The 19237-nt window shown below is 62.2% G+C and carries 18 protein-coding genes and 1 riboswitch; all 18 genes read left to right on the top strand.

Annotated features, from left to right (window positions below; all coding sequences use genetic code 11):
- The 18 genes from DSHI_RS02780 (at position 1) to DSHI_RS02865 (ending at position 19203) form a co-directional block, all read left to right on the top strand.
- Positions 1 to 819: a carbohydrate ABC transporter permease gene (locus DSHI_RS02780; protein ID WP_012177227.1), complete on the top strand. Its 819-nt coding sequence runs from the start codon at positions 1 to 3 to the stop codon at positions 817 to 819.
- 68 nt (positions 820 to 887) lie between these two features.
- A complete protein-coding gene (locus DSHI_RS02785; RefSeq protein WP_012177228.1) occupies positions 888 to 1859 on the top strand; it encodes a sugar-binding transcriptional regulator in 972 nt (323 codons plus the stop codon).
- Between the two features lie 19 nt (positions 1860 to 1878).
- Positions 1879 to 2922 (top strand): NAD(P)-dependent alcohol dehydrogenase, encoded by a 1044-nt coding sequence (locus tag DSHI_RS02790; protein WP_012177229.1) that lies wholly within the window; start codon positions 1879 to 1881, stop codon positions 2920 to 2922.
- On the top strand, positions 2919 to 3485 hold the full coding sequence (locus tag DSHI_RS02795; protein ID WP_012177230.1) for an SIS domain-containing protein: 567 nt from the start codon (positions 2919 to 2921) through the stop codon (positions 3483 to 3485). Before DSHI_RS02790 ends, DSHI_RS02795 begins: the two co-directional genes overlap by 4 nt.
- 3 nt (positions 3486 to 3488) lie before the next feature.
- On the top strand, positions 3489 to 4256 hold the full coding sequence (locus tag DSHI_RS02800; RefSeq protein WP_012177231.1) for an SDR family NAD(P)-dependent oxidoreductase: 768 nt from the start codon (positions 3489 to 3491) through the stop codon (positions 4254 to 4256).
- Between the two features lie 518 nt (positions 4257 to 4774).
- Positions 4775 to 5500 (top strand): SDR family oxidoreductase, encoded by a 726-nt coding sequence (locus tag DSHI_RS02805; protein ID WP_012177232.1) that lies wholly within the window; start codon positions 4775 to 4777, stop codon positions 5498 to 5500.
- A complete protein-coding gene (locus DSHI_RS02810) occupies positions 5497 to 7131 on the top strand; it encodes an FGGY-family carbohydrate kinase (protein ID WP_012177233.1) in 1635 nt (544 codons plus the stop codon). Before DSHI_RS02805 ends, DSHI_RS02810 begins: the two co-directional genes overlap by 4 nt.
- A gap of 512 nt (positions 7132 to 7643) precedes the next feature.
- The gene (locus tag DSHI_RS02815) at positions 7644 to 8087 is read left to right on the top strand and encodes a hypothetical protein (protein WP_012177234.1); all 444 of its coding nucleotides are present in this window, start codon (positions 7644 to 7646) and stop codon (positions 8085 to 8087) included.
- Positions 8088 to 8137: 50 nt separating this feature from the next.
- Positions 8138 to 8569, top strand: a complete 432-nt coding sequence (gene rnk / locus DSHI_RS02820) for a nucleoside diphosphate kinase regulator (RefSeq protein ID WP_012177235.1) — start codon at positions 8138 to 8140, stop codon at positions 8567 to 8569.
- Between the two features lie 126 nt (positions 8570 to 8695).
- On the top strand, positions 8696 to 9955 hold the full coding sequence (locus DSHI_RS02825; RefSeq protein ID WP_012177236.1) for a D-amino acid dehydrogenase: 1260 nt from the start codon (positions 8696 to 8698) through the stop codon (positions 9953 to 9955).
- 107 nt (positions 9956 to 10062) lie between these two features.
- Positions 10063 to 10279, top strand: a riboswitch (cobalamin riboswitch).
- A 122-nt stretch (positions 10280 to 10401) separates the two neighbouring features.
- Entirely contained in the window at positions 10402 to 10809 is a 408-nt protein-coding gene (locus tag DSHI_RS02830; protein WP_012177237.1) for a DUF1636 family protein, read from the top strand.
- On the top strand, positions 10806 to 11579 hold the full coding sequence (locus DSHI_RS02835; RefSeq protein WP_012177238.1) for an ABC transporter ATP-binding protein: 774 nt from the start codon (positions 10806 to 10808) through the stop codon (positions 11577 to 11579). The genes DSHI_RS02830 and DSHI_RS02835 overlap by 4 nt, the downstream gene beginning before the upstream one ends.
- A gap of 15 nt (positions 11580 to 11594) precedes the next feature.
- Positions 11595 to 12530 (top strand): ABC transporter substrate-binding protein, encoded by a 936-nt coding sequence (locus DSHI_RS02840; RefSeq protein ID WP_012177239.1) that lies wholly within the window; start codon positions 11595 to 11597, stop codon positions 12528 to 12530.
- A 41-nt stretch (positions 12531 to 12571) separates the two neighbouring features.
- Positions 12572 to 13573, top strand: coding sequence for a FecCD family ABC transporter permease (locus tag DSHI_RS02845; RefSeq protein WP_422703362.1), 1002 nt, complete (start codon positions 12572 to 12574; stop codon positions 13571 to 13573).
- 634 nt (positions 13574 to 14207) lie between these two features.
- Entirely contained in the window at positions 14208 to 15470 is a 1263-nt protein-coding gene (locus DSHI_RS02850) for an imelysin family protein (protein WP_012177241.1), read from the top strand.
- 103 nt (positions 15471 to 15573) lie between these two features.
- The gene (locus tag DSHI_RS02855) at positions 15574 to 17106 is read left to right on the top strand and encodes a di-heme oxidoreductase family protein (protein ID WP_012177242.1); all 1533 of its coding nucleotides are present in this window, start codon (positions 15574 to 15576) and stop codon (positions 17104 to 17106) included.
- Entirely contained in the window at positions 17103 to 18119 is a 1017-nt protein-coding gene (locus tag DSHI_RS02860; protein WP_012177243.1) for an imelysin family protein, read from the top strand. The genes DSHI_RS02855 and DSHI_RS02860 overlap by 4 nt, the downstream gene beginning before the upstream one ends.
- Before the next feature lies 1 nt (position 18120).
- On the top strand, positions 18121 to 19203 hold the full coding sequence (locus DSHI_RS02865; RefSeq protein ID WP_012177244.1) for a DUF1513 domain-containing protein: 1083 nt from the start codon (positions 18121 to 18123) through the stop codon (positions 19201 to 19203).
- Positions 19204 to 19237 lie beyond the last annotated feature (34 nt).

Here is a 19237-nt window from a genome sequence, read left to right on the forward strand (position 1 = left end):
ATGACATCGACCCGCTCCCTCTTTTCGCAGATCGCGCTACTGGTGTTGATCATCACCGTATGCGTGTTTCCGTTCTACTGGATGGTCACGACCTCCCTGAAAACCCAGATTGTCGCCCTGGAAGCCCCGCCCGTCTGGATCTTCGAGCCGACGCTGAGCAACTACCGCGAAGCGCTGTTCGAAGACGGCGTTCTGCGCACGTTGATCAACTCGTTGATCATCGCAATCAGCACGACGTTTCTTGCGCTCGTCCTTGGCGTGCCCGCGGCCTTTGCTCTGGCGCGGTTCGAGTTTCGCGGCAAGAAGGACTTGTGGTTCTGGTTCATCACCAACCGGATGATTTCGCCCATCGTTCTTGCGCTGCCATTCTTCCTGATCGCGCGGAACCTCGGGCTTCTGGACAAGCATATCACGCTGATCCTGATCTACCTCACCTTCAACCTGCCAATCGTGATTTGGATCGTCACGGACCAGTTTCGCGGGATACCCTATGATCTGGACGAAGCCGCCCGACTGGAAGGGGCGAGCCAGTTCACAATCATGCGGAAGATTTGCCTGCCTTTGGCCATGCCGGGTGTGGCGGTATCCGCGATTTTTTCGTTCATCTTCTCGTGGAACGAGTTGATGTTCGGGCTGATCCTGACCCGCTCGGAGGCAAAGACAGCCCCGGCCATGGCTGTGTCGTTCATGGAGGGCTATAATCTGCCCTATGGAAAGATCATGGCGACTTCCACCTTGATCGTCATCCCGGTGCTGATCTTCGCGCTGATCGCATCCAAGCAACTTGTCCGCGGATTGACGATGGGAGCGGTCAAATGATCTTCACATCGGTTTTCCCTGTTCTGGCTGCGCGCCTGGGCGACGAGTAGCCAAGAGAAGCGAAGCGCATGTCACGCACGATCAAACTGGACCAGATCGACCCGGAAGAGCAGCTCCTGGTGCGCCTTGCTTGGGCGTGTGAATTCGAAGGCATGACCCAGGCCGCAGCCGCCAAGCGATTCAACGTCACGAGGCTTCGGGTCAACAGAGCACTGAGCGAGGCACGTCGCCGTGGCATCTTGCGCGTCAACATCGACTCCGTCTTCGCCGCAGCAGCCGAACTGGAATGGAATCTGGAACGCAGGTTCAGATTGAAACAGGCGGTTGTCGTGCCGTCCCCCCAGGATGCGCGTTCGGTGACCCAGTTGGTCAGCGCAGGGCTTGGCGGACTACTGGGGGAGTTGCTGCGCGACAAAGAGATCACGCATTTCGGCATGTCGTGGGGCAACACGCTCAATATGGCGACCCGGCACATGCAACCCTTGGATCGTCCTGATCTGGAGATCGTGTCGATCATGGGGGGCGTGTCGCGCGGCTCCGATGTGAATGGATACGAAATCACGACGCGCCTTGCGGATCTCTGCAATGCGGAACACAGCTTTTTCACTGCACCCCTATACGCGGGCAGCGCGGAAAGCCGCACCTTGTTCGTCGAACAGGACGTGATCCGCGACATGCTCGAGAAGATCCGCTCTTGCCAGGCCATTGCCCTCGCAACCGGCGATCTGGAAAGCTCCCTGCTGGTGCAGGATGCCTTGCCGAGCGGGATTACAGCCGATGAGTTGCGCGCCTTGGGCGGGGTGGGGGACATCACCGGGCATATTCTGGATGCTAAGGGCGAATTGATCGACCACCCGTTGAACCAGCGCGTCATCGGGATGTCATTGGATGATATGGCGAAGATCGACAACGTCATTCTCGCGGCGGGTGGCTTGCACAAGGTTGCCGTCATCAACGCAGCTTTGACCCGTGGCTTTGTCGACACGCTGGTCACCGACGAATACACAGCCGTCGCATTGCTGGAAGATCGCGCAAAATGACCCACACGGAGGAGCGCACATGGCCAGAGCACTCGTATTAGAAGCAGCGCGCAAGCTGGCGCTGCGCGACATCGATCTTCCCGACGAGCTTGGTCCAGAGGATGTCCGCATCGCGATTGATACTGTCGGGGTCTGCGGCAGCGACGTGCACTATTACACGCATGGCAAGATCGGCCCCTTCGTTGTGAAGCAACCAATGGTTCTTGGTCATGAGGCGGCGGGCATTGTCACGGAAATTGGCGCGGCGGTCACGCATCTGGCGTTGGGCGACCGGGTGTGTATGGAACCCGGCATCCCCAATGGCAGTTCCAAGGCCTCCAAGCTTGGCGTCTACAACGTGGACCCCGCGGTACAGTTCTGGGCAACGCCGCCTGTGCACGGTTGCCTGACGCCCTCGGTGGTGCATCCCGCGGCCTTCACATTCAAACTGCCGGATCACGTGAGCTTTGCCGAAGGAGCGATGGTCGAGCCTTTCGCCATTGGGATGCAGGCCGCTGCAAAGGCCCGGATCAAGCCCGGGGATGTGGCCTTGGTCACCGGTGCAGGGCCCATCGGCGTGATGGTCGCACTTGCCGCTCTGGCCGGTGGTTGTGCGAAGGTGTTCGTATCCGATCTTGTGGAAGACAAGCTGGCGATTGCTGCGGGCTATGACAATATCCACCCGATCCTGATCCCTCGCGACAACCCGGCGGAGGTTCTGCAAGAGGCGACAGAGGGTTGGGGGGCCGATGTCGTCTTTGAATGCGCGGGTGCGGCCGCGTCTATCCAGGCAGCGTTGGAAGCCGCAGCGCCCGCCGGCTGCGTTGTCTGGGTCGGGATGCCGGTCGATCCGGTGCCGGTGGACATCGTTCTGGCCCAGTCTAGGGAACTGCGAATGGAAACGGTGTTCCGCTATGCGAACATGTATGACCGCGCCATCGCCCTGTTGGCATCGGGCAAGGTCGATCTGAAGCCCTTGATCTCTGCAACCTTTCCCTTCGAAGACAGTATCGCGGCTTTTGACCGAGCGGTGGAAGCACGACCAACCGATGTCAAGATCCAGATCAAGATGGGGGCGTCATGACCTTGGCTCTCGACGGGCTTGCAGATCGATTGCTGGACGAGCTTCGTCCCGGTCTTTCGGCCGAGGTGCTGGCGCAGGTCGCGACATTGTCGCAGGCGTTGGCAGGTGCGAAGCGCATCTTGTGTTACGGCGTCGGTCGTGAAGGCCTGATGATGAAGGCGCTTGCCATGCGGCTTTATCACCTGGGCTGCGACGCACATGTCGTTGGCGACATGACGGCGCCTCCGGTGGGACAGGGCGATCTGTTGTTCGTCAGCGCCGGTCCCGGCCAGTTTGCGACCGTCGCAGCGCTGGTCGAGGTCGCCAGATTGAGCGGAGCCGCTACCATTTGCATCACCGCGGAACCAGGCGGTGCGGTACCGCGAAGTGTCGATGCTTGTGTGACCTTGCCGGCTCAGACGATGGCTGCAGATCAGGGAGACAAGACCACCTCGATCCTGCCCATGGGCTCGCTCTACGAGGTATACATGTTTCTGTTCTTCGAAATCCTCGTGCTCGATTTGCGTGCCCTTATGGAGGTCGCGCCTGAGGCCATGCGCGCCAATCACACAAACCTGGAATAGACAATGCCTTGGCAAGACCGCTTCAGCCTGCAAGACAAGACCGCCCTTGTCACCGGGGCCTCATCCGGGATCGGCAGAGCCATTGCCGAGGTGTTCGCCGATGCCGGCGCTGATATTGTCGGCCAAGGACGTGACTTGGACCGCTTGACGGATCTCGGCGCGCAGATCAAGACCACGGGGCGCCAGTTCGCGGCGATCACCGGCGATCTGGCCGATCCGGATCAAACGCAGAACGTCGCGGACCGAGCCCTTGCCGCTTTTGGCAAGATCGACATTCTCGTGAATTCGGCTGGCATTGCCGTGACCGGCCCGGTGACAAACTATGATCTCGACGACTGGCAACGCACGCTGGCCGTCAACCTGACCGCGCCATTCATTCTATCCAAGGCAGTAATGCCCGGGATGATGCAGCGCAAACAGGGCAAGATCATCAACATATCCTCGCAGACAGGTGTGATCGCCTTGAAAGACCATGCGGCTTACGCGACCTCCAAGGGGGGGCTCAATGCCCTGACCAAATCCCTGATGACCGAGGCGGCCCCGCATAATGTGCAGGTCAACGCCATCTGCCCCACCGTGGTGCTGACCGAAATGGGCAAGGAACTGTGGTCGGCGCCGGAGAGAAAAGACCCTTTCATTGCCCGCACGCCACTCGGGCGATTTGGGGAGCCGATCGAGATCGCGGATATGGCATTGTACTTGGCGTCGCCCGCTTCGGACCTGGTCAATGGCGCGGTCATGATGATCGAAGGTGGGTATTCCAGCATATGACTAGCCCTTGCGTCCACAAGGGCAGTTGCGCTCTGCGCCGGGCTGCGGAACGCGTCATCTCGAAGGTAAACCAGAACGGGGGGCATTGCCGTGAATGCGTTTGGCTGGAAATCGCTTTCATAACGGCGGGTCTCAAGCGGAAATCCCGCTGGTGCGCAATTCTGCCCATCTTTTGCTTTTCTGGTCAGTTCCAGCAGGCCTGGACACAAGGAAATCCCGATGCCGCCTGAATTCCGGATAAGCGCCGTGGCGCAAGTCGCTGGTTCTGATGTCCTGGCTCTGACAGGTGGTCTTAGCCAGCGCAGCGTTCGGTCGGTCAGACTGGGCAACTCGGTATGTACTCTCGCCGCCTTTGAACCATGCGCAGTAGATACAAGGCCGAGCGCGGAAGAGACTGCCGATGACTCGCTGGAGCATACCGATAGTATCCAGGGCAGTCCGGCGGCAGTCATTTGGCGGGGTATGCACCTCTTCTATGGGTAAGCCCGGAAACCAGGTTTGAACGGAAAGGCGCAGATATGACGGATTTGTCTGGAAAGGTCGTGGCAATCACGGGGGGCGCCTCGGGGATCGGTTTGGCTTGCGCGCGTGCGTGCATCGACGCGGGGGCCAAGGTTGCCATCATAGATCGAAACGCAACGGCTTTGGAAGAGGTCCGCGCCGAGCTCGGCGCGCAGGCCGTTCCGATCGTGACGGACCTGATGGACAAGGCGAGCGTGGCGCAGATGTTGTCCCGAATTCTGGACAAAGCCGGACGGTTGGACGCTTTCCATGCCAACGCGGGCGCCTATGTCGGTGGCGATGTCCTCGCAGGGGATCCCGACGAATGGGATCATGTGCTGAACCTCAACATCAATGCCGCGTTCCGATCTGTGCATGCGGTCTTGCCGCACCTGGCGAAGCAGGGCTCGGGCGACGTCATCCTGACGAGTTCGGTCGCAGGCGTCATCCCCGTAGTGTGGGAGCCGATTTACACCGCCTCCAAACATGCCGTGCAAGCCTTCACCCACAGCGTCCGGCGGCAGATGTCCAAACACGGTGTGCGCGTCGGCGCGATACTGCCCGGACCGGTCGTGACGGCCTTGTTGGATGACTGGCCCAAGCCCAAGATGGAACAGGCCTTGGCCGAAGGCAGCCTCATGCAACCCAAGGACGTTGCCGACTGCGTCGTTTTCATGCTTACGCGGCCTTCCAACGTGACGATCCGCGACCTCGTCCTTTTGCCAAACGCGGTGGACTTGTGACCTGTTTTATCGGTGTCGATGTCGGCACGGGCAGCGCCCGCGCAGGGGTTTTTGATCTCGAAGGGACCCTTCTTGCCAGCAGGAAGCACGACATCCAGATGTGGCGCGCACTTGGCAACATCGCAGAGCAGTCCTCCGATGATATCTGGCAGGCGGTCTGCAGCTGCGTGCGTGGGGCAATCTCCGACGCGGGGATCTCTCCGCAAGAGGTCCGCGGCATCGGCTTCGACGCGGCCTGTTCCCTGGTTGCCTTGGACGGCGACATGCGCCCGCTCAGTGTCAGCGCCTCGGGCGATGTCGCGCGCAATGTCATCGTCTGGATGGACCAGCGTGCCACCGATCAAGCCGCTCGGATAAACGCCAAGGAGTATCCCGTTTTGGAATTTGTCGGTGGTGCGATCTCGCCGGAGATGCAGACCCCGAAACTGCTTTGGCTGCGGGAGAACATGCCTGAGAGCTTCGCGGCTGCCGGGCAGTTTTTTGATCTTGTCGACTACCTTACCTGGGCCGCAACCGGGTCACTGGCACGCTCTTGCTGTACGGTGACATGCAAATGGACCTACCTCGCGCATGAGGATCGATGGGATAACAGCTATTTCGAAGAAATCGGTTTGCGGGAACTGGCGTCGGAGAACTTCTCCCGCATCGGGACTGAGATAGTGCCTCCTGGATCTGCGTTGGCCCAAGGCCTGAGCCATGGCGCCGCCGCTCAGATGGGCCTTTTGGCCGGGATACCTGTTGCAGCGGGATTGATCGATGCGCACGCGGGCGGGATCGGCACGGTCGGTGCCGATCCCGAGCGCGGTCCCGAGGCCACGATGGCCTACGTCTTTGGCACCTCGGCCTGCACCATGTCGACATCGCCCGAAGCGCACAGGGTGCCCGGTGTCTGGGGGCCCTATTACTCTGCCATGGTGCCAGGCATGTGGTTGTCCGAAGGGGGCCAATCCGCAGCGGGCGAAGCCATTGCGCATCTCGTGACCGTCCATCCCGCCAGCGCCGAGGCCGAGGCAGCCGCCCGGGCCGAGGGGCTGTCATTGCAAACCTATCTCCTGCGCCAAGTTGACCGCCGCGTCTCGGAAAAAAGCGAAGTTGCTTTGCTCGCCGGTGCGCGCGTGGTGGTGCCGGATTTCCTCGGCAACCGCGCCCCGTTTGCAGACCCGGGGGCCACGGGCGCGATCTTGGGCCTGACGCTGTCTGCGGATTTCGAGGACCTCCTTGCTACGTATGTCGCCGCGGTCCTCGGCGTCGGATACGGGCTGAGGCAGATCATGCAGGCGCAAGGCCAGCATGGAGTGCGACCTTCGACCATCGTGGTCAGCGGCGGTGCCGGGGAAAGCGATACGATCAAGCAGCTTCTGGCGGACTCGAGCGGTTTTCCGGTGCTGTCGACACGTTCGGCCGAACCCGTGTTGCTTGGCGCCGCGATGTTGGGAGCGGTCGCGGCTGGGGCGTATCCGACAATCCAATCGGCAATGTCCGCGATGTCGTCTGTCAAAGCACGCTTCGACCCGTCGTCTGCCGAGATCTTGGCGCTGCATCAAAAACGTTTCGAGGCCTTCGAGATGCTGCAAAAGGCAGATCAAACGGTCCGACAAGCCATGGTGGCCTTGCCGAAGGGGTCGGTTTGAACAGTCTGACGCTCCTGCCGCCAGTGCCAGTACCGGTCTCGGTTGCCAAGCGCAAAACCTTGACGGCTGTCGTCTTCAGGCGCGAGTGAGGTTCCCTGCAAGCCTTTTCGGCAGAGCCTACCAGCGATCATGATGCGCTTTCGGGCAAGGGTCGCTATGAAGTGCTCTCTCGGGCTTTCGGGTGGATGATTTTCGAAGCGGATGGTGCAAACGGGCTGACTCTGGACTCGGCGCCTGTCAGAGCTTGGGCTGCCAAAATTACCGCGGTTTGTGTGGATCCTGGGCCATTGGCCAAGGACCGCGCAAACGTGCCGGTGCAAAGCAACCGAGATTGACGACAGCGATGCCAGTCCCTACGTTCGATGCATGCTGGAACACGTAGATCATTTCCGATTTCTACTGCTGAACCGCCCGCTTCCCCGGGGGGACTAGGCGCCTGCGCCTAACACACTTCCCGGGGTCTCCTCACTTGCAAAAATCGTGACAGCGGGCGTTCGCCCCGAGGAGAAATCATGTTCGATCTCGATCACCCGGAAGTAGAGCTTGAGCCTTCATCCGGCGCCTTGCAGGATAGACGGACCCGCTTGCCTGCGGCGGATTACCGGCAGTTGCAAGAGCATCTGGAAAGTTGTGTGTGCGCGATACCGCCAGCCTCGGAACTGTTGGTCTACGTGCTTGCCAACAAGGTGATGAACACACGGCCCTCGGAAAACCTGCACCAGGGCGATCTCGTGGTTGGGGGATCTCGCGTTACCTACGCGATCGATGGTGGTGACCCCCTAAGGGGGCAACTGGTCCACCGCGTGCGCAAGGGGCCAACGAGTGCTCTCATTCCGGTAGCGTCGCTCTTGGGCGCTACATTGATCGGTATGCAGGTGGGGCAGCGTGCCCCTCTGCTCTTCGGGAATGGTCGCATTGGCAGACTTGCCGTGATCGCAGTTGACCACGCGACCTGACCTCAACCCCGACTCCACATTCCACAGTTAAACAAGAAGGACATTTTCAGATGTCTACATCACTTCAAGCTACGAAAAAGCAGACCAAACGTTCTCCGAAAATTGTCATCAATGCGGATGATCTCGAGCATCTCGAGGGGCTGGCGGACGGCATGATGCGGCGTCAGCCCGCACTTGCGGACCGTTTGTTCGACGAAATCGCGCGCGCGCGTATCGTGGCACCCTCCAAGATGCCGAAAAATGTCGTGAGTATGGGGAGTAGGGTGACCTATCGCGATGAGGCGACCGGACAGGAAAAGTCCGTGACCCTCGTTTATCCCGAAGAGGCCGATATTGCCCGGCTCCGGGTGTCCGTGACGACGCCGATCGGTGTCGCCCTGCTGGGCTTGGCGGAAGGCGCCAGTTTCCACTGGGAGACAAGGGGAAACCAGCGACGGATGCTGACCATCATTCAGGTGGAACAACCCGCAGCGACCCGGTGACGCCGCGCATCGCGATTTCCCCGGTTTGACCGGCGCCCTTCCTGTAAGGTGGCGCTCATCAGCAAGAGAATTAACGGCAGGTTGGGTCTCGATCGTGACAAACCTGATCAAGGAAAGTGGCTTGTCATGAAAGTCGTTATCATGGGCGCGGGCGTCATCGGCGTCACCACCGCATATTACCTGGCCAAGCAAGGCGTAAAGGTCGTGGTCATTGACCGTCAGACCGGTCCGGGCCTGGAGACGAGTTACGCCAACGCGGGGCAGTTGAGCTACGGGATGAGCTCGCCTTGGGCGGCGCCGGGTATTCCGCTCAAGGCGGTCAAATGGATGTTCATGAAACGTCGTCCGTTGTTCATCATGCCGCTCCTGAGCCCGACCATGTGGAAATGGTGTCTGCAGATGCTGCGCAACTGCAACGCCGAAAGCTACGCGATCAACAAGGGGCGCATGGTGCGTGTGTCCAGTTATTCGCGCGATGTCATGCCGGATCTGATCGCCGACACCGGTATCGAATACGACGGACGCCAGATGGGCACGCTGCAACTTTTCCGCACCGCCAAACAGATGAAAGCATCCAAGGCCGATCAAGCGGTCTTGGCCGAGTACGGCTCGCCATACGAGGTGCTCGGGCGCGATGCCTGTATAGAAGTAGAACCGGCCTTGGCGGAAGTCCGCGGAAAATTCGTCGGCGGATTACGCCTGACTTCGGACCGCACCGGCGATTGCCGCATGTTCACGATTGCCTTGACCGACAAGTGCATCGAAATGGGCGTTGAGTTCCAGTACGGCCAAACCATCAAGGCCATCGCCGTCGAGAATGGCAAGATCTCGGGTGTGGACACGGAAATTGCCGGGCGTATTTCCGGGGACGCCTATGTGTGTGCCATGGGCAGTTACGCCGTGAACGTTCTGAACCCCATCGGGATCAGGCTGCCGGTCTATCCGGTCAAGGGCTATTCCGTCACGCTCCCCGTCACGAACGACGCGTTCGCCCCGCAATCGACGATCATGGACGAGACGCACAAGGTCGCGATCACCCGCTTGGGCGATCGTATCCGCGTGGCGGGGCAAGCCGAGATCGTGGGCTATTCCAATCGCCTGGGCCCGCATGCCACCGACACGGTACGGCATGTGATTGGCGATCTGTTTCCCAAGGGCGGCGATCTCTCTCGTGCCGAAGGTTGGACGGGTTTGCGCCCGATGACGCCCGATGGCACGCCGGTTCTCGGCCCGACGCGTTACGAAAACCTGTTCCTGAACACCGGGCATGGGACGCTGGGCTGGACCATGGCTTGTGGCTCGGGCCGGGCCGTTGCCGATGTGGTCATGGGAAAACCGCCTGAAATCTCGATGGAGGGGCTGACAGCGGCGCGCTACGCGCGGTGATCAGTCAAACACAACGAAGCTCTAGGGAACGCATCGAACCTGTCGCTGGCTTGTGTTGGCCAACTGGGTCCTGATCCGCGCTTGTTCTTGACCAGGATTGGTATTCAAGCGATGCTCTGATCGATGGTTCCCGAAACCCGCGAGGGTGAAGGGATGAAAAGGGAACACGGTGAGGCGTAGCCATCAGGCACCAAACCCGTGACTGCCCCCGCAACTGTGAGCGGTGAGCGACCCCGTGGACACCACTGGACCGATGCGGTCCGGGAAGGTTCGGGGAAGCCGTGACCCGCGAGTCAGGAGACCTGCCATCGATGGTGCGCTTTCGGCGCCAAATGCAACTCGACCAGGCGGGGTGTCTGGGCAGGAGGTCATGATGTTTCATACGGGCGCGTTCCGCTCCGGTTTGCATGTCCGATGTCCGCTCTCGCGTATTCGCGGAGGGCGACATGGACGCAACCGGATATCATTCCCACAGGATCACGATCTGCACGTCGTGCCGACACAAGGGCCGCGACTGCCGCCCTGGCCTTGAGCTGATCGACCGCTTGCGCGCGGCGCTCAAAGCGGCCGGAGGTCTCCTGTCGAACGATTTTGAGATTTCGGGTGTGGCCTGTATGGCCGGCTGCGATAGACCCTGCACTGTCGCTTACCACGCATCCGCCAAGGCGACGTACCTGTTCGGTGACATCGAGCCGGGGCAGGACATCGAAGATCTCGTTGCCTTCGCACGGCAGTATCGCGACCTGGACGACGGTTGGTGCTCCTCGACCACGCGGCCGGGCAAGCTGCAGCGCACGACATTGGCCCGCGTGCCGGCTGCACTGATCGTCGCCGAGGCGGGGCCGGTCCAGTGACGGCCGCCGCTCTGCTGGTCGAGGATCTGAGCTGGGCTCCGAAGCGTGGCGCGTCCGTCCTGCACCCGACCTCCTTCGCGCTGGCCCCTGGCCGTATACTCGGCGTCGTCGGAGCGAACGGCGCGGGCAAGTCCACACTGCTGCGTTTGCTCTATCGCTATCTCCGCCCTGCCGGCGGAAGAGTGCTGCTGGACGGAGTGGACATCTGGTCGATCTCAGCCCGCGAGGTGGCCCGCTCGATCGCTGTAGTATTGCAGGAGCAGCCCACCGACTTCGCGTTGACCGTGCGCGAGATCGTGGCCCTTGGCCGAACACCACATCGCAGTGGCCTGGCCTCGGCTGGGGACAGCGATGCCCGGATCGTGCGCGCCGCCCTCGCCAGGCTGGACCTTGCGGCCTTTGCCGATCGCATGTTCGGAACACTGTCGGGCGGGGAACGTCAGCGTGTCATGGTCGCGCGCGCACTGGCGCAGGAGCCACGGCTGCTTGTTCTGGACGAACCGACCAATCACCTCGATATCCGCCATCAACTGGAAGTGTTGGACCTGATCGGCACCCTGGGTCCGACCATCGTCACCTCGCTCCATGACATCAATCTGGCCGCGACCCACACAGATGAGGTGTTGGTTCTCTCGGACGGCCAGGCTCTGGCTTGCGGCCCGCCGGGCGAGGTGTTGAGCGAAGATCTGATCGCGCGCGCCTTCGGTGTCCGCGTCTCGCGCCAGACCCTTGCGCCCAGCGGCGACCCTCACCTGACGTTCCATCTCTAATCCCAAGGATCCAACATGCGACCCCTGCTTTCCCTCGCCCTTCTCGCGTTTGCCGGCCCGGCTTTTGCGCATCCTGTCACCGTCCAGAGCTGCGATCGCGAGGTTACGTTCGACGCCCCTCCCAAGGCGGCCGTGTCCAATGATGTCAATCTGACCGAAATGATGCTCGTGCTTGGGCTGACAGAGCGAATGGTCGGCTTCACCGGCATCAATGGTTGGAACAAGCTCGACGAAGCCATGCGCGCGGATGTTGGGGAGTTGCCGGAACTTTCCGAGAAATACCCATCCAAGGAAGTCCTCATCGGCGCGGGTGCGGATTTCTACTTCGCGGGCTGGAACTACGGCATGCGGGTCGGCGGCGAGGTGACGCCTGACACACTCGCGCCCTTTGGCATCCAGGTTTACGAGCTGACCGAAAGCTGCACCCATATCATGGACAAGCCCCCCGCGCGGATGGATGACATGTACGCCGATCTCCTGAACCTCGGACGTATCTTCGGCGTCGCGGAACGCGCCGAGGCGCTGGTGGCGGGCTACCGCGCGGAACTCGATGCGATCCTTGCCGAAATGACACCTCTGGAGAACGCCCCCCGCGTTTTCGTTTATGACAGTGGCGAGGACATGCCCTTCACTGCCGGCCGCTACGCCATGCCGAATGCCCTGATCCAGGCCGCGGGCGGAACCAACATCATGGACGACGTCGAAAAGAGCTGGACGACCGTCGGCTGGGAGGCGGTGGTGGAACGCGACCCCGAGGTCATCGTGATCGTGAACTATGGCGACGTCACGGCGGCGCAGAAGCGCGATTTCATGATGCAAAACCCCGCTTTCGCTGACTTGTCTGCGGTCAGGAATGACCGGTTCGTCACGCTCGAATACGTCGAGGCGACGCCCGGCCCGCGCAACATCGGCGCAGTGAGGACGCTCGCCGAAGCGTTCCGCGCAGAATGACCGAGACCCGGGTTGGAGCGCCCGCACGCCGGGCCTTCGTGATGCCGTCGCTGACGGTGGCGGGGGTTGCGGTGCTGCTGCTCTCGATCTCCGTCGCGGTCAGCTTGGGCGCGGTCGCCGTGCCGCTTGGCACGGTTTGGGGCATCATGGCGGATCGGATTTTGCCGGGGCTGCTGACGCCCGACTGGACAACCGGACAGGCTGCAATCGTCTGGGAGATCCGCCTTCCGCGTGCGCTTCTCGCGGCAATGGTAGGGGCGGGGCTGGCGCTGGTCGGGGCCAGCCTGCAATCGGTCACCCGCAACCCGCTGGCGGACCCGCATCTGCTCGGCATTTCGTCAGGTGCGGCATTCGGAGCGATCCTTGCGCTGTTGCACACCGGGCTGTTCCTCGGCCTGCTGACCGTTCCGCTCTTGGCCTTTGCGGGGGCGTTGGCCGCCACGCTGCTTGTCCTTGGCGTGACCAGCTTCGCGCAGGCGACGGGTGCCGACCGACTCGTTCTGGCGGGCGTGGCCGTGTCCTTCATCGTCATGTCCTGCGCGAATATCCTGATCTTCATTGGCGACCCGCGCGCGACCCATACTGTCGTTTTCTGGATGCTTGGCGGTCTCGGCCTTGCGCAGTGGGACCAGCTGCTCTTTCCGGCGGTGATCCTTGTCGGTTGCGGGCTCTGGTTTCTCGCGAATGCCAGTCGGCTCAATGCCATGACGATTGGCGACGAGACGGCTTCGACCCTTGGCATACCCATCGCCCGCTTTCGACTGTCGGTTTTTGTCGTGGGCGCGCTGCTGACGGGGTGCATGGTCGCCTTCTCGGGCATCATCGGCTTCGTCGGACTGATGATCCCACATATCGTCCGGATGCTGGTCGGTGGCGATTACGCCCGCGTGCTGCCAGCTTCCGCGCTCGTCGGCGCGATCTTTCTTGTTTGGGCCGACATCGCGGCCCGCACCGTAATGGCGCCTGAGGACATACCCATTGGAATCGTCACCGGTCTGATCGGAGGCGCGTTCTTTGTCTGGCTACTGCGCCGGCGGGCATGAGGGCGCGGTGGGAGATACTCTGCCACCGGACGAAGGAAGCCCTGATCAATCCCCACGCCGGTTGTTCGATCCCCTTCGATTTGCAGGCCTGGGTTGTGGACTGTTCGAGCAGTCCTTCCCTGTTTCACTTCGCAGTTCACACTTGTCTGAAATGGCTCCCAATCCGGTCACGCCGACATGGCACCTGAGGTTAGAGCAAGATCGAACCAACTCGCCGGCGCCAAGTCACGCGCGTGCAGCGATTTGCCCTGAACGAGCAAGTCGCGACAAAACGGCCCGACGAGTTCTTGACAAAACCAGTCGGGTTGACTTTTCCGACTGATTAACTCAACTTTCCGTCAGTTCCAGCCACTCCGTCCCTTGGTCGGGGAAGCCCGACGCATGACACAAAACAGGGCCTGGAAGTTGCACCCAAATACAAGCCAATCATCCACCGCGCAGGCACGACGTCTTGCAGACACCGATCCGCTGGAGGCGCTCATGGCTTCTGCCGAGACGGACGAGACGTCTGCGGAATGGATCGCCGATCGCTACAGATCCGACAATTCGAATGTGACTTTTGATCCGGCGCCTTAGGGCGCGCAACAGCCCTTTTTTCGATTTCACGATCTCTCCACATACAGGAACAGCCCCGATGACACGACTGCCCCACCTTTCCACAGCGCTCGCGCTGGTGCTTGCGACGCCTGCCTTCGCCACAGAACCCGCAGAGGTTCTGGATCACTACGCGGACATGGCCGTGGCCAAGTACGAAGACAGCCTGATCACTGCACAGCGACTGCAAGCGGCGGTCGACGCCCTCGTTTCGACGCCTTCTGCCGAGGCTCTGACCGCTGCGCGTGCGGCGTGGCTTGCTGCGCGCGTCCCCTATCAACAGTCCGAGGTTTACCGGTTCGGAAACGCCATCGTCGATGATTGGGAAGGCAAGGTGAACGCCTGGCCGCTGGATGAGGGGCTGATCGACTATGTGGACGCCTCTTACGGCGGGCCGACCGACGAGAACGCGTTTGCCTCCCTCAATGTGATTGCAAGCCCGACTTTCACGCTGTCGGGCGCGGAGGTTGACGCGACCGAGATCACGCCGGCTCTTCTGGAAGAAACGCTGCACGAGGCGGACGGGGTCGAGGCAAACGTGGCCACCGGGTATCACGCCATCGAATTCCTGCTCTGGGGACAGGATCTGAACGGTCACGGTGCCGGGCCAGGCGACCGGCCCTGGACCGATTATGCTCCGGGGGACGATTGCACCAATGGCAACTGCGACCGACGCGGGGCGTTCCTGAAGGCGGCGACCGACCTTCTGGTATCCGATCTGGAATGGATGGTGGCACAATGGGCCGATGACGGGGCCGCGCGGGCTGAACTGACCGCCGATGCGGAGGCCGGGATCGCCGCGATCTTGACGGGCATGGGGTCGCTTTCATATGGCGAAACGGCGGGGGAGCGGATGCGGCTTGGCGTCATGCTGAACGATCCCGAAGAGGAACATTCCTGCTTTGCCGACAATACCCATAACGATCACTTCTATAACGGCATCGGCATCCAGAACGTCTATCTCGGAGAGTATGTCCGCGTCGATGGCACGCTGGTCTCGGGGCCGGCCCTGTCCGATCTGGTGGTGGCGGCCGATCCGGCACTCGATGCCGAGATGCAGGGCAAGCTGGCCATGGCCGTGATGCAATTGGGACGGATCAAGACCGCCGCCGAAGCCGGGTTTGCCTATGACCAGATGCTGGAGCAAGGCAATGCCGCGGGCGAGGCGTTGATCATGGGCGGGGTGAACGGACTCGTGGATCAGACAAGGTCGATCGAGCGGGTCATCGCCGTGTTGAATGCCGAAGGGATCGAGATCGAAGGCTCCGACAGCCTCGACAACCCGAGCGCTGTGTTCGAGTGATCCACGCGCGGTCCGTGCGGCCTTGCGCGCGCGCCGCATCAAGCTCACGGCAGGCCTCTGCGGAGGCCTGCCTTTTCCCTCCATACCGCGCCGAGTTGCCGCCATGCTCACCCGCCACATCCCTGCGCTCCTGTATATCTTTGCTGCCGTGCCCGCCGCATGGGCCGACAGCCCCTTCGCCAGTCTCGGTGATCCCCATTTGAACGTCGTGCCCAGAACCGCGGAGGAGGCGGCGCGGATCGCGGCTGTCACGGCGCTGACCGAGGATTTCAGCGCCGCGGCGAAGTTCGAGGAGCGCTCCGCCGGGGCGGCTACGGTGCGGGCGCTGGACAACCCGAACGCCTTCTCGCTGCCTTCCGGCAATATCAGCTTCGAAGATGAAATGACCTTCAAGCTGGGCAATGGGCTGTTCCGGAAGCTGTGGGTTTCGTCGCCCGCCTCCACGCTCGCGTCTGACGGGTTGGGCCCGATCTTCAATGCGCGCTCATGCCAGCGCTGCCACATCAAGGACGGGCGTGGCCATCCGCCGGAGAACGCCGACGATAATGCAATCTCGATGTTTCTGCGGGTGTCGATTCCCGGGCCTGTGGATGCGGGGATACCCGAGATCCAAGGGTATATCGCGACCCTGCCGGACCCGACCTACGGCACCCAGTTGCAGGATTTCGCGGTCCAGGGCCACGCGGCGGAATACCGGCTGGACGTGCGTTATACTGAGGACATCGTCGTGCTCGCGGACGGCACCGAGGTGTCGTTGCGCCACCCGACCTACACCGCGGCCAACCTGGGTTATGGCCCGCTGCATCCGGAGGCGATGCTGTCGCCCCGCGTCGCCCCGCAGATGATCGGTCTGGGCCTGCTGGAGGCGATCCCAGCGGCCGATATCCTGGCCCGTGCGGATCCCGAGGATCTGGACGGCGACGGTATTTCCGGGCGCCCCAACATCGTCTGGTCGTTCGAATATGACCAGCCCATGCTCGGGCGTTTTGGGCTCAAGGCGGGCAATCCCACCGTCATGCAGCAATCGGCGGGTGCCTTTGCAGGTGATATTGGCATCTCCAATCCGCTCTTTCCGGCTGGCGCCGGGGAATGCACGCCCGCCCAGGCCGCGTGCCAAACCGCCGTTCACGGCGATGGCGATGCGCGGGGGACGGAAATCGATGCCTTGGGGATGGATCTTGTCGCTTTCTACAGCCGCAACCTCGGCGTTCCGGCCCGGCGCAACGTGGACACCCCCGAGGTGCTGCGCGGCAAGGAGGTGTTTTACAACACCGGTTGCGTTTCCTGTCACACACCCAGTTTCGTGACACACCGGCTGGCTGACCGGCCCGAGCAGAGCTTCCAGTTGATCTGGCCCTATACGGACATGTTGCTGCACGACATGGGGCCGGGGCTGGCGGACAACCGCCCCGAGGCCCGTGCCACGGGGCGCGAATGGCGCACGCCGCCGCTCTGGGGGATCGGTCTGACCGAGACGGTCAGCGGCCATACCTATTTCCTGCATGACGGACGCGCGCGGTCCCTGCTGGAGGCCGTCCTGTGGCACGGGGGGGAGGCGCAACCCCATCGCGATGCGGTCGTGGCTATGTCTACCGAAGACCGCGAGGCTCTTATCGCGTTTTTGGAAAGCCTATGAAGCATCTCCTTGTGACTTTCCTTCTGACTTGTGCCCCGGTTCTGGCGTTTGCGGACGATAATGCCCCGGATATCGACGGAATTGTCAGCGACCATATCCTACCACGCTTCGCGATGCTGTCAGAGACATCTGCTGACTTGTCGCATGCCGCCGCGCAGGAGTGTCGCGCGGACGCGCCGGAATTGCGCGCGGCCTATGGCGCGGCATTCGATGCCTGGATCGCGGCCAGCCATCTGCGCTTCGGCCCGACCGAAGTGGACGACCGCGCCTTTGCCCTGGCATTCTGGCCCGACAGTCGCGGCGCAACCCCGCGCGTGCTGAGCGATCTGATCGCCACGGAGGATCCGGTCGCGCAGGGGGGCGAGACCTATTCCGACGTCTCGATCGCTGCGCGGGGGTTCTACGCACTGGAATTCCTGCTCTATGACCCCGGGCTGAGCACCGTCGGCAATGCCGATTTTCGATGCACTCTCGTTCGGACGATAACGGCCGATATTGCCGCAACCGCCGCCGCAATTCTGGCAGATTGGGAAACCCGGTACGCAGACCTGTTGCGCACCCCGCGAGCCGATGGGGTGTATCGCACCGAACAGGAAGCCTTGCAGGAGATGTTCAAAGCGGTGACCACGGGCCTGCAATTCACCGCCGACACCCGCCTCGGGCGCCCCCTCGGTACGTTCGAGCGCCCCCGCCCGATGCGGGCCGAGGCGCGCCGGTCCGGTCGGTCGGCGCGCCATGTGGCCATCAGTCTTGCGTCGGTCGAGGATCTGGCGCTGCGTCTTGCCACCGGCAACGCCGCTTTGAGAGAGCGGCTTGGGGACCAGTTCGCCCGTGCACAGTCGCGGCTGAAGGCGCTGGATGATCCCATCTTTGCCAGTGTGACGGCGCCGCAAACGCGCCTCAAAGTCGAAGTGATCCAGCAATCGGTCAACGAAATCCGTAGCACGGTGTCTGACCGACTTGGCCCGAAGATCGGGGTCTACGCCGGGTTCAACGCCCTGGACGGGGACTGACATGGCCGGTGGTTTGTCTGGGAGACGTGCCTTTCTGGGCGGCCTGCTTTCGGCGGGTCTGACACCTGCGCTGACATGGGCCGATGCGGGGTCCCCGGCATTTCTTTCTGCGGCAGTCACCTCCGATGGCCGCTATGTGCTGTGTGGGATCGATGCGGCGTTGCGGGTCCGGTTCGAGGTGCCCTTGCCCGCCCGCGGCCACGCGGCAGCGGCACATCCGAGCCGCCCGGAAGCCGTTGCCTTTGCCCGCCGTCCGGGTCGGTTCGCATTGGTTCTCGACTGTGTTTCCGGCGCGCAGAAGGCGATGCTACAGACCCCCGAGGGGCGGCATTTCTATGGTCACGGGACCTTCAGTGCCGATGGCAGCTTGCTCTATACGACCGAGAATGACTACGAGGCCGGGCGCGGGCGTGTCGGGCTCTGGGACGTGACAAGAGGTTACATCCGCCTGGGCGAATGGGACAGCGGCGGTATCGGCCCCCATGATATTGAGCGTTTGCCGGGCACCGATACGCTTATTGTTGCCAATGGCGGGATCGATACCCACCCCGACAGCGGCCGCGCCAAGCTCAATATCCCGACCATGCGGCCCAACCTTGCATATCTCGATCAGGGCCGGATTATCGAGATCGCAGAGCTTCCCCCGGAACTGCACCGGAATTCCATCCGCCATCTTGCCGTAGCCCCTGACGGCGCGGTGGCGTTTGGCATGCAATGGCAGGGTGATGGTCCGGTCGCCGCACTCGCCGGTCTGCATCGTCGGGGATCGGAGCCGCGCCTGGTGCATGCCCCCGCGCCTGAAATGCGAGCGCTTGCCGGCTATGTGGGCAGCATCGCTATCTCGCGGGACGGGGCAACGATCGCCGTGACCTCGCCGCGGGGCAACACCCTGCAATGCCATGACGCGCGGAGCCTCACGTTTCTGGAGGCGTATGAGCTGACGGATGTCTGTGGTGTGGTCAAGGCGGGCACAGGTTTTCTGGCCACCTCGGGGGTCGGGCAGTTGGTGGCGCTTGCCAACCGAGCGCCCGTGCGCACGGCCCAAACGGCGCTGCGCTGGGACAATCATCTGATCTCGGTCTGAGCGCGCCGGTGTTCCCGGCGCTTGGGGCCGCGCG

It is taken from the genome of Dinoroseobacter shibae DFL 12 = DSM 16493, from assembly GCF_000018145.1.
Classification (GTDB): domain Bacteria; phylum Pseudomonadota; class Alphaproteobacteria; order Rhodobacterales; family Rhodobacteraceae; genus Dinoroseobacter; species Dinoroseobacter shibae.

Bases quoted from the DNA above. Each gene is read 5' to 3' on its own strand.
- DSHI_RS02780 (WP_012177227.1), top strand. From the start codon at position 1: ATGACATCGACCCGCTCCCTCTTTTCGCAGATCGCGCTACTGGTGTTG.
- DSHI_RS02785 (WP_012177228.1), top strand. From the start codon at position 888: ATGTCACGCACGATCAAACTGGACCAGATCGACCCGGAAGAGCAGCTC.
- DSHI_RS02790 (WP_012177229.1), top strand. From the start codon at position 1,879: ATGGCCAGAGCACTCGTATTAGAAGCAGCGCGCAAGCTGGCGCTGCGC.
- DSHI_RS02795 (WP_012177230.1), top strand. From the start codon at position 2,919: ATGACCTTGGCTCTCGACGGGCTTGCAGATCGATTGCTGGACGAGCTT.
- DSHI_RS02800 (WP_012177231.1), top strand. From the start codon at position 3,489: ATGCCTTGGCAAGACCGCTTCAGCCTGCAAGACAAGACCGCCCTTGTC.
- DSHI_RS02805 (WP_012177232.1), top strand. From the start codon at position 4,775: ATGACGGATTTGTCTGGAAAGGTCGTGGCAATCACGGGGGGCGCCTCG.
- DSHI_RS02815 (WP_012177234.1), top strand. From the start codon at position 7,644: ATGTTCGATCTCGATCACCCGGAAGTAGAGCTTGAGCCTTCATCCGGC.
- rnk (WP_012177235.1), top strand. From the start codon at position 8,138: ATGTCTACATCACTTCAAGCTACGAAAAAGCAGACCAAACGTTCTCCG.
- DSHI_RS02825 (WP_012177236.1), top strand. From the start codon at position 8,696: ATGAAAGTCGTTATCATGGGCGCGGGCGTCATCGGCGTCACCACCGCA.
- DSHI_RS02830 (WP_012177237.1), top strand. From the start codon at position 10,402: ATGGACGCAACCGGATATCATTCCCACAGGATCACGATCTGCACGTCG.
- DSHI_RS02840 (WP_012177239.1), top strand. From the start codon at position 11,595: ATGCGACCCCTGCTTTCCCTCGCCCTTCTCGCGTTTGCCGGCCCGGCT.
- DSHI_RS02845 (WP_422703362.1), top strand. From the start codon at position 12,572: ATGCCGTCGCTGACGGTGGCGGGGGTTGCGGTGCTGCTGCTCTCGATC.
- DSHI_RS02850 (WP_012177241.1), top strand. From the start codon at position 14,208: ATGACACGACTGCCCCACCTTTCCACAGCGCTCGCGCTGGTGCTTGCG.
- DSHI_RS02855 (WP_012177242.1), top strand. From the start codon at position 15,574: ATGCTCACCCGCCACATCCCTGCGCTCCTGTATATCTTTGCTGCCGTG.
- DSHI_RS02860 (WP_012177243.1), top strand. From the start codon at position 17,103: ATGAAGCATCTCCTTGTGACTTTCCTTCTGACTTGTGCCCCGGTTCTG.
- DSHI_RS02865 (WP_012177244.1), top strand. From the start codon at position 18,121: ATGGCCGGTGGTTTGTCTGGGAGACGTGCCTTTCTGGGCGGCCTGCTT.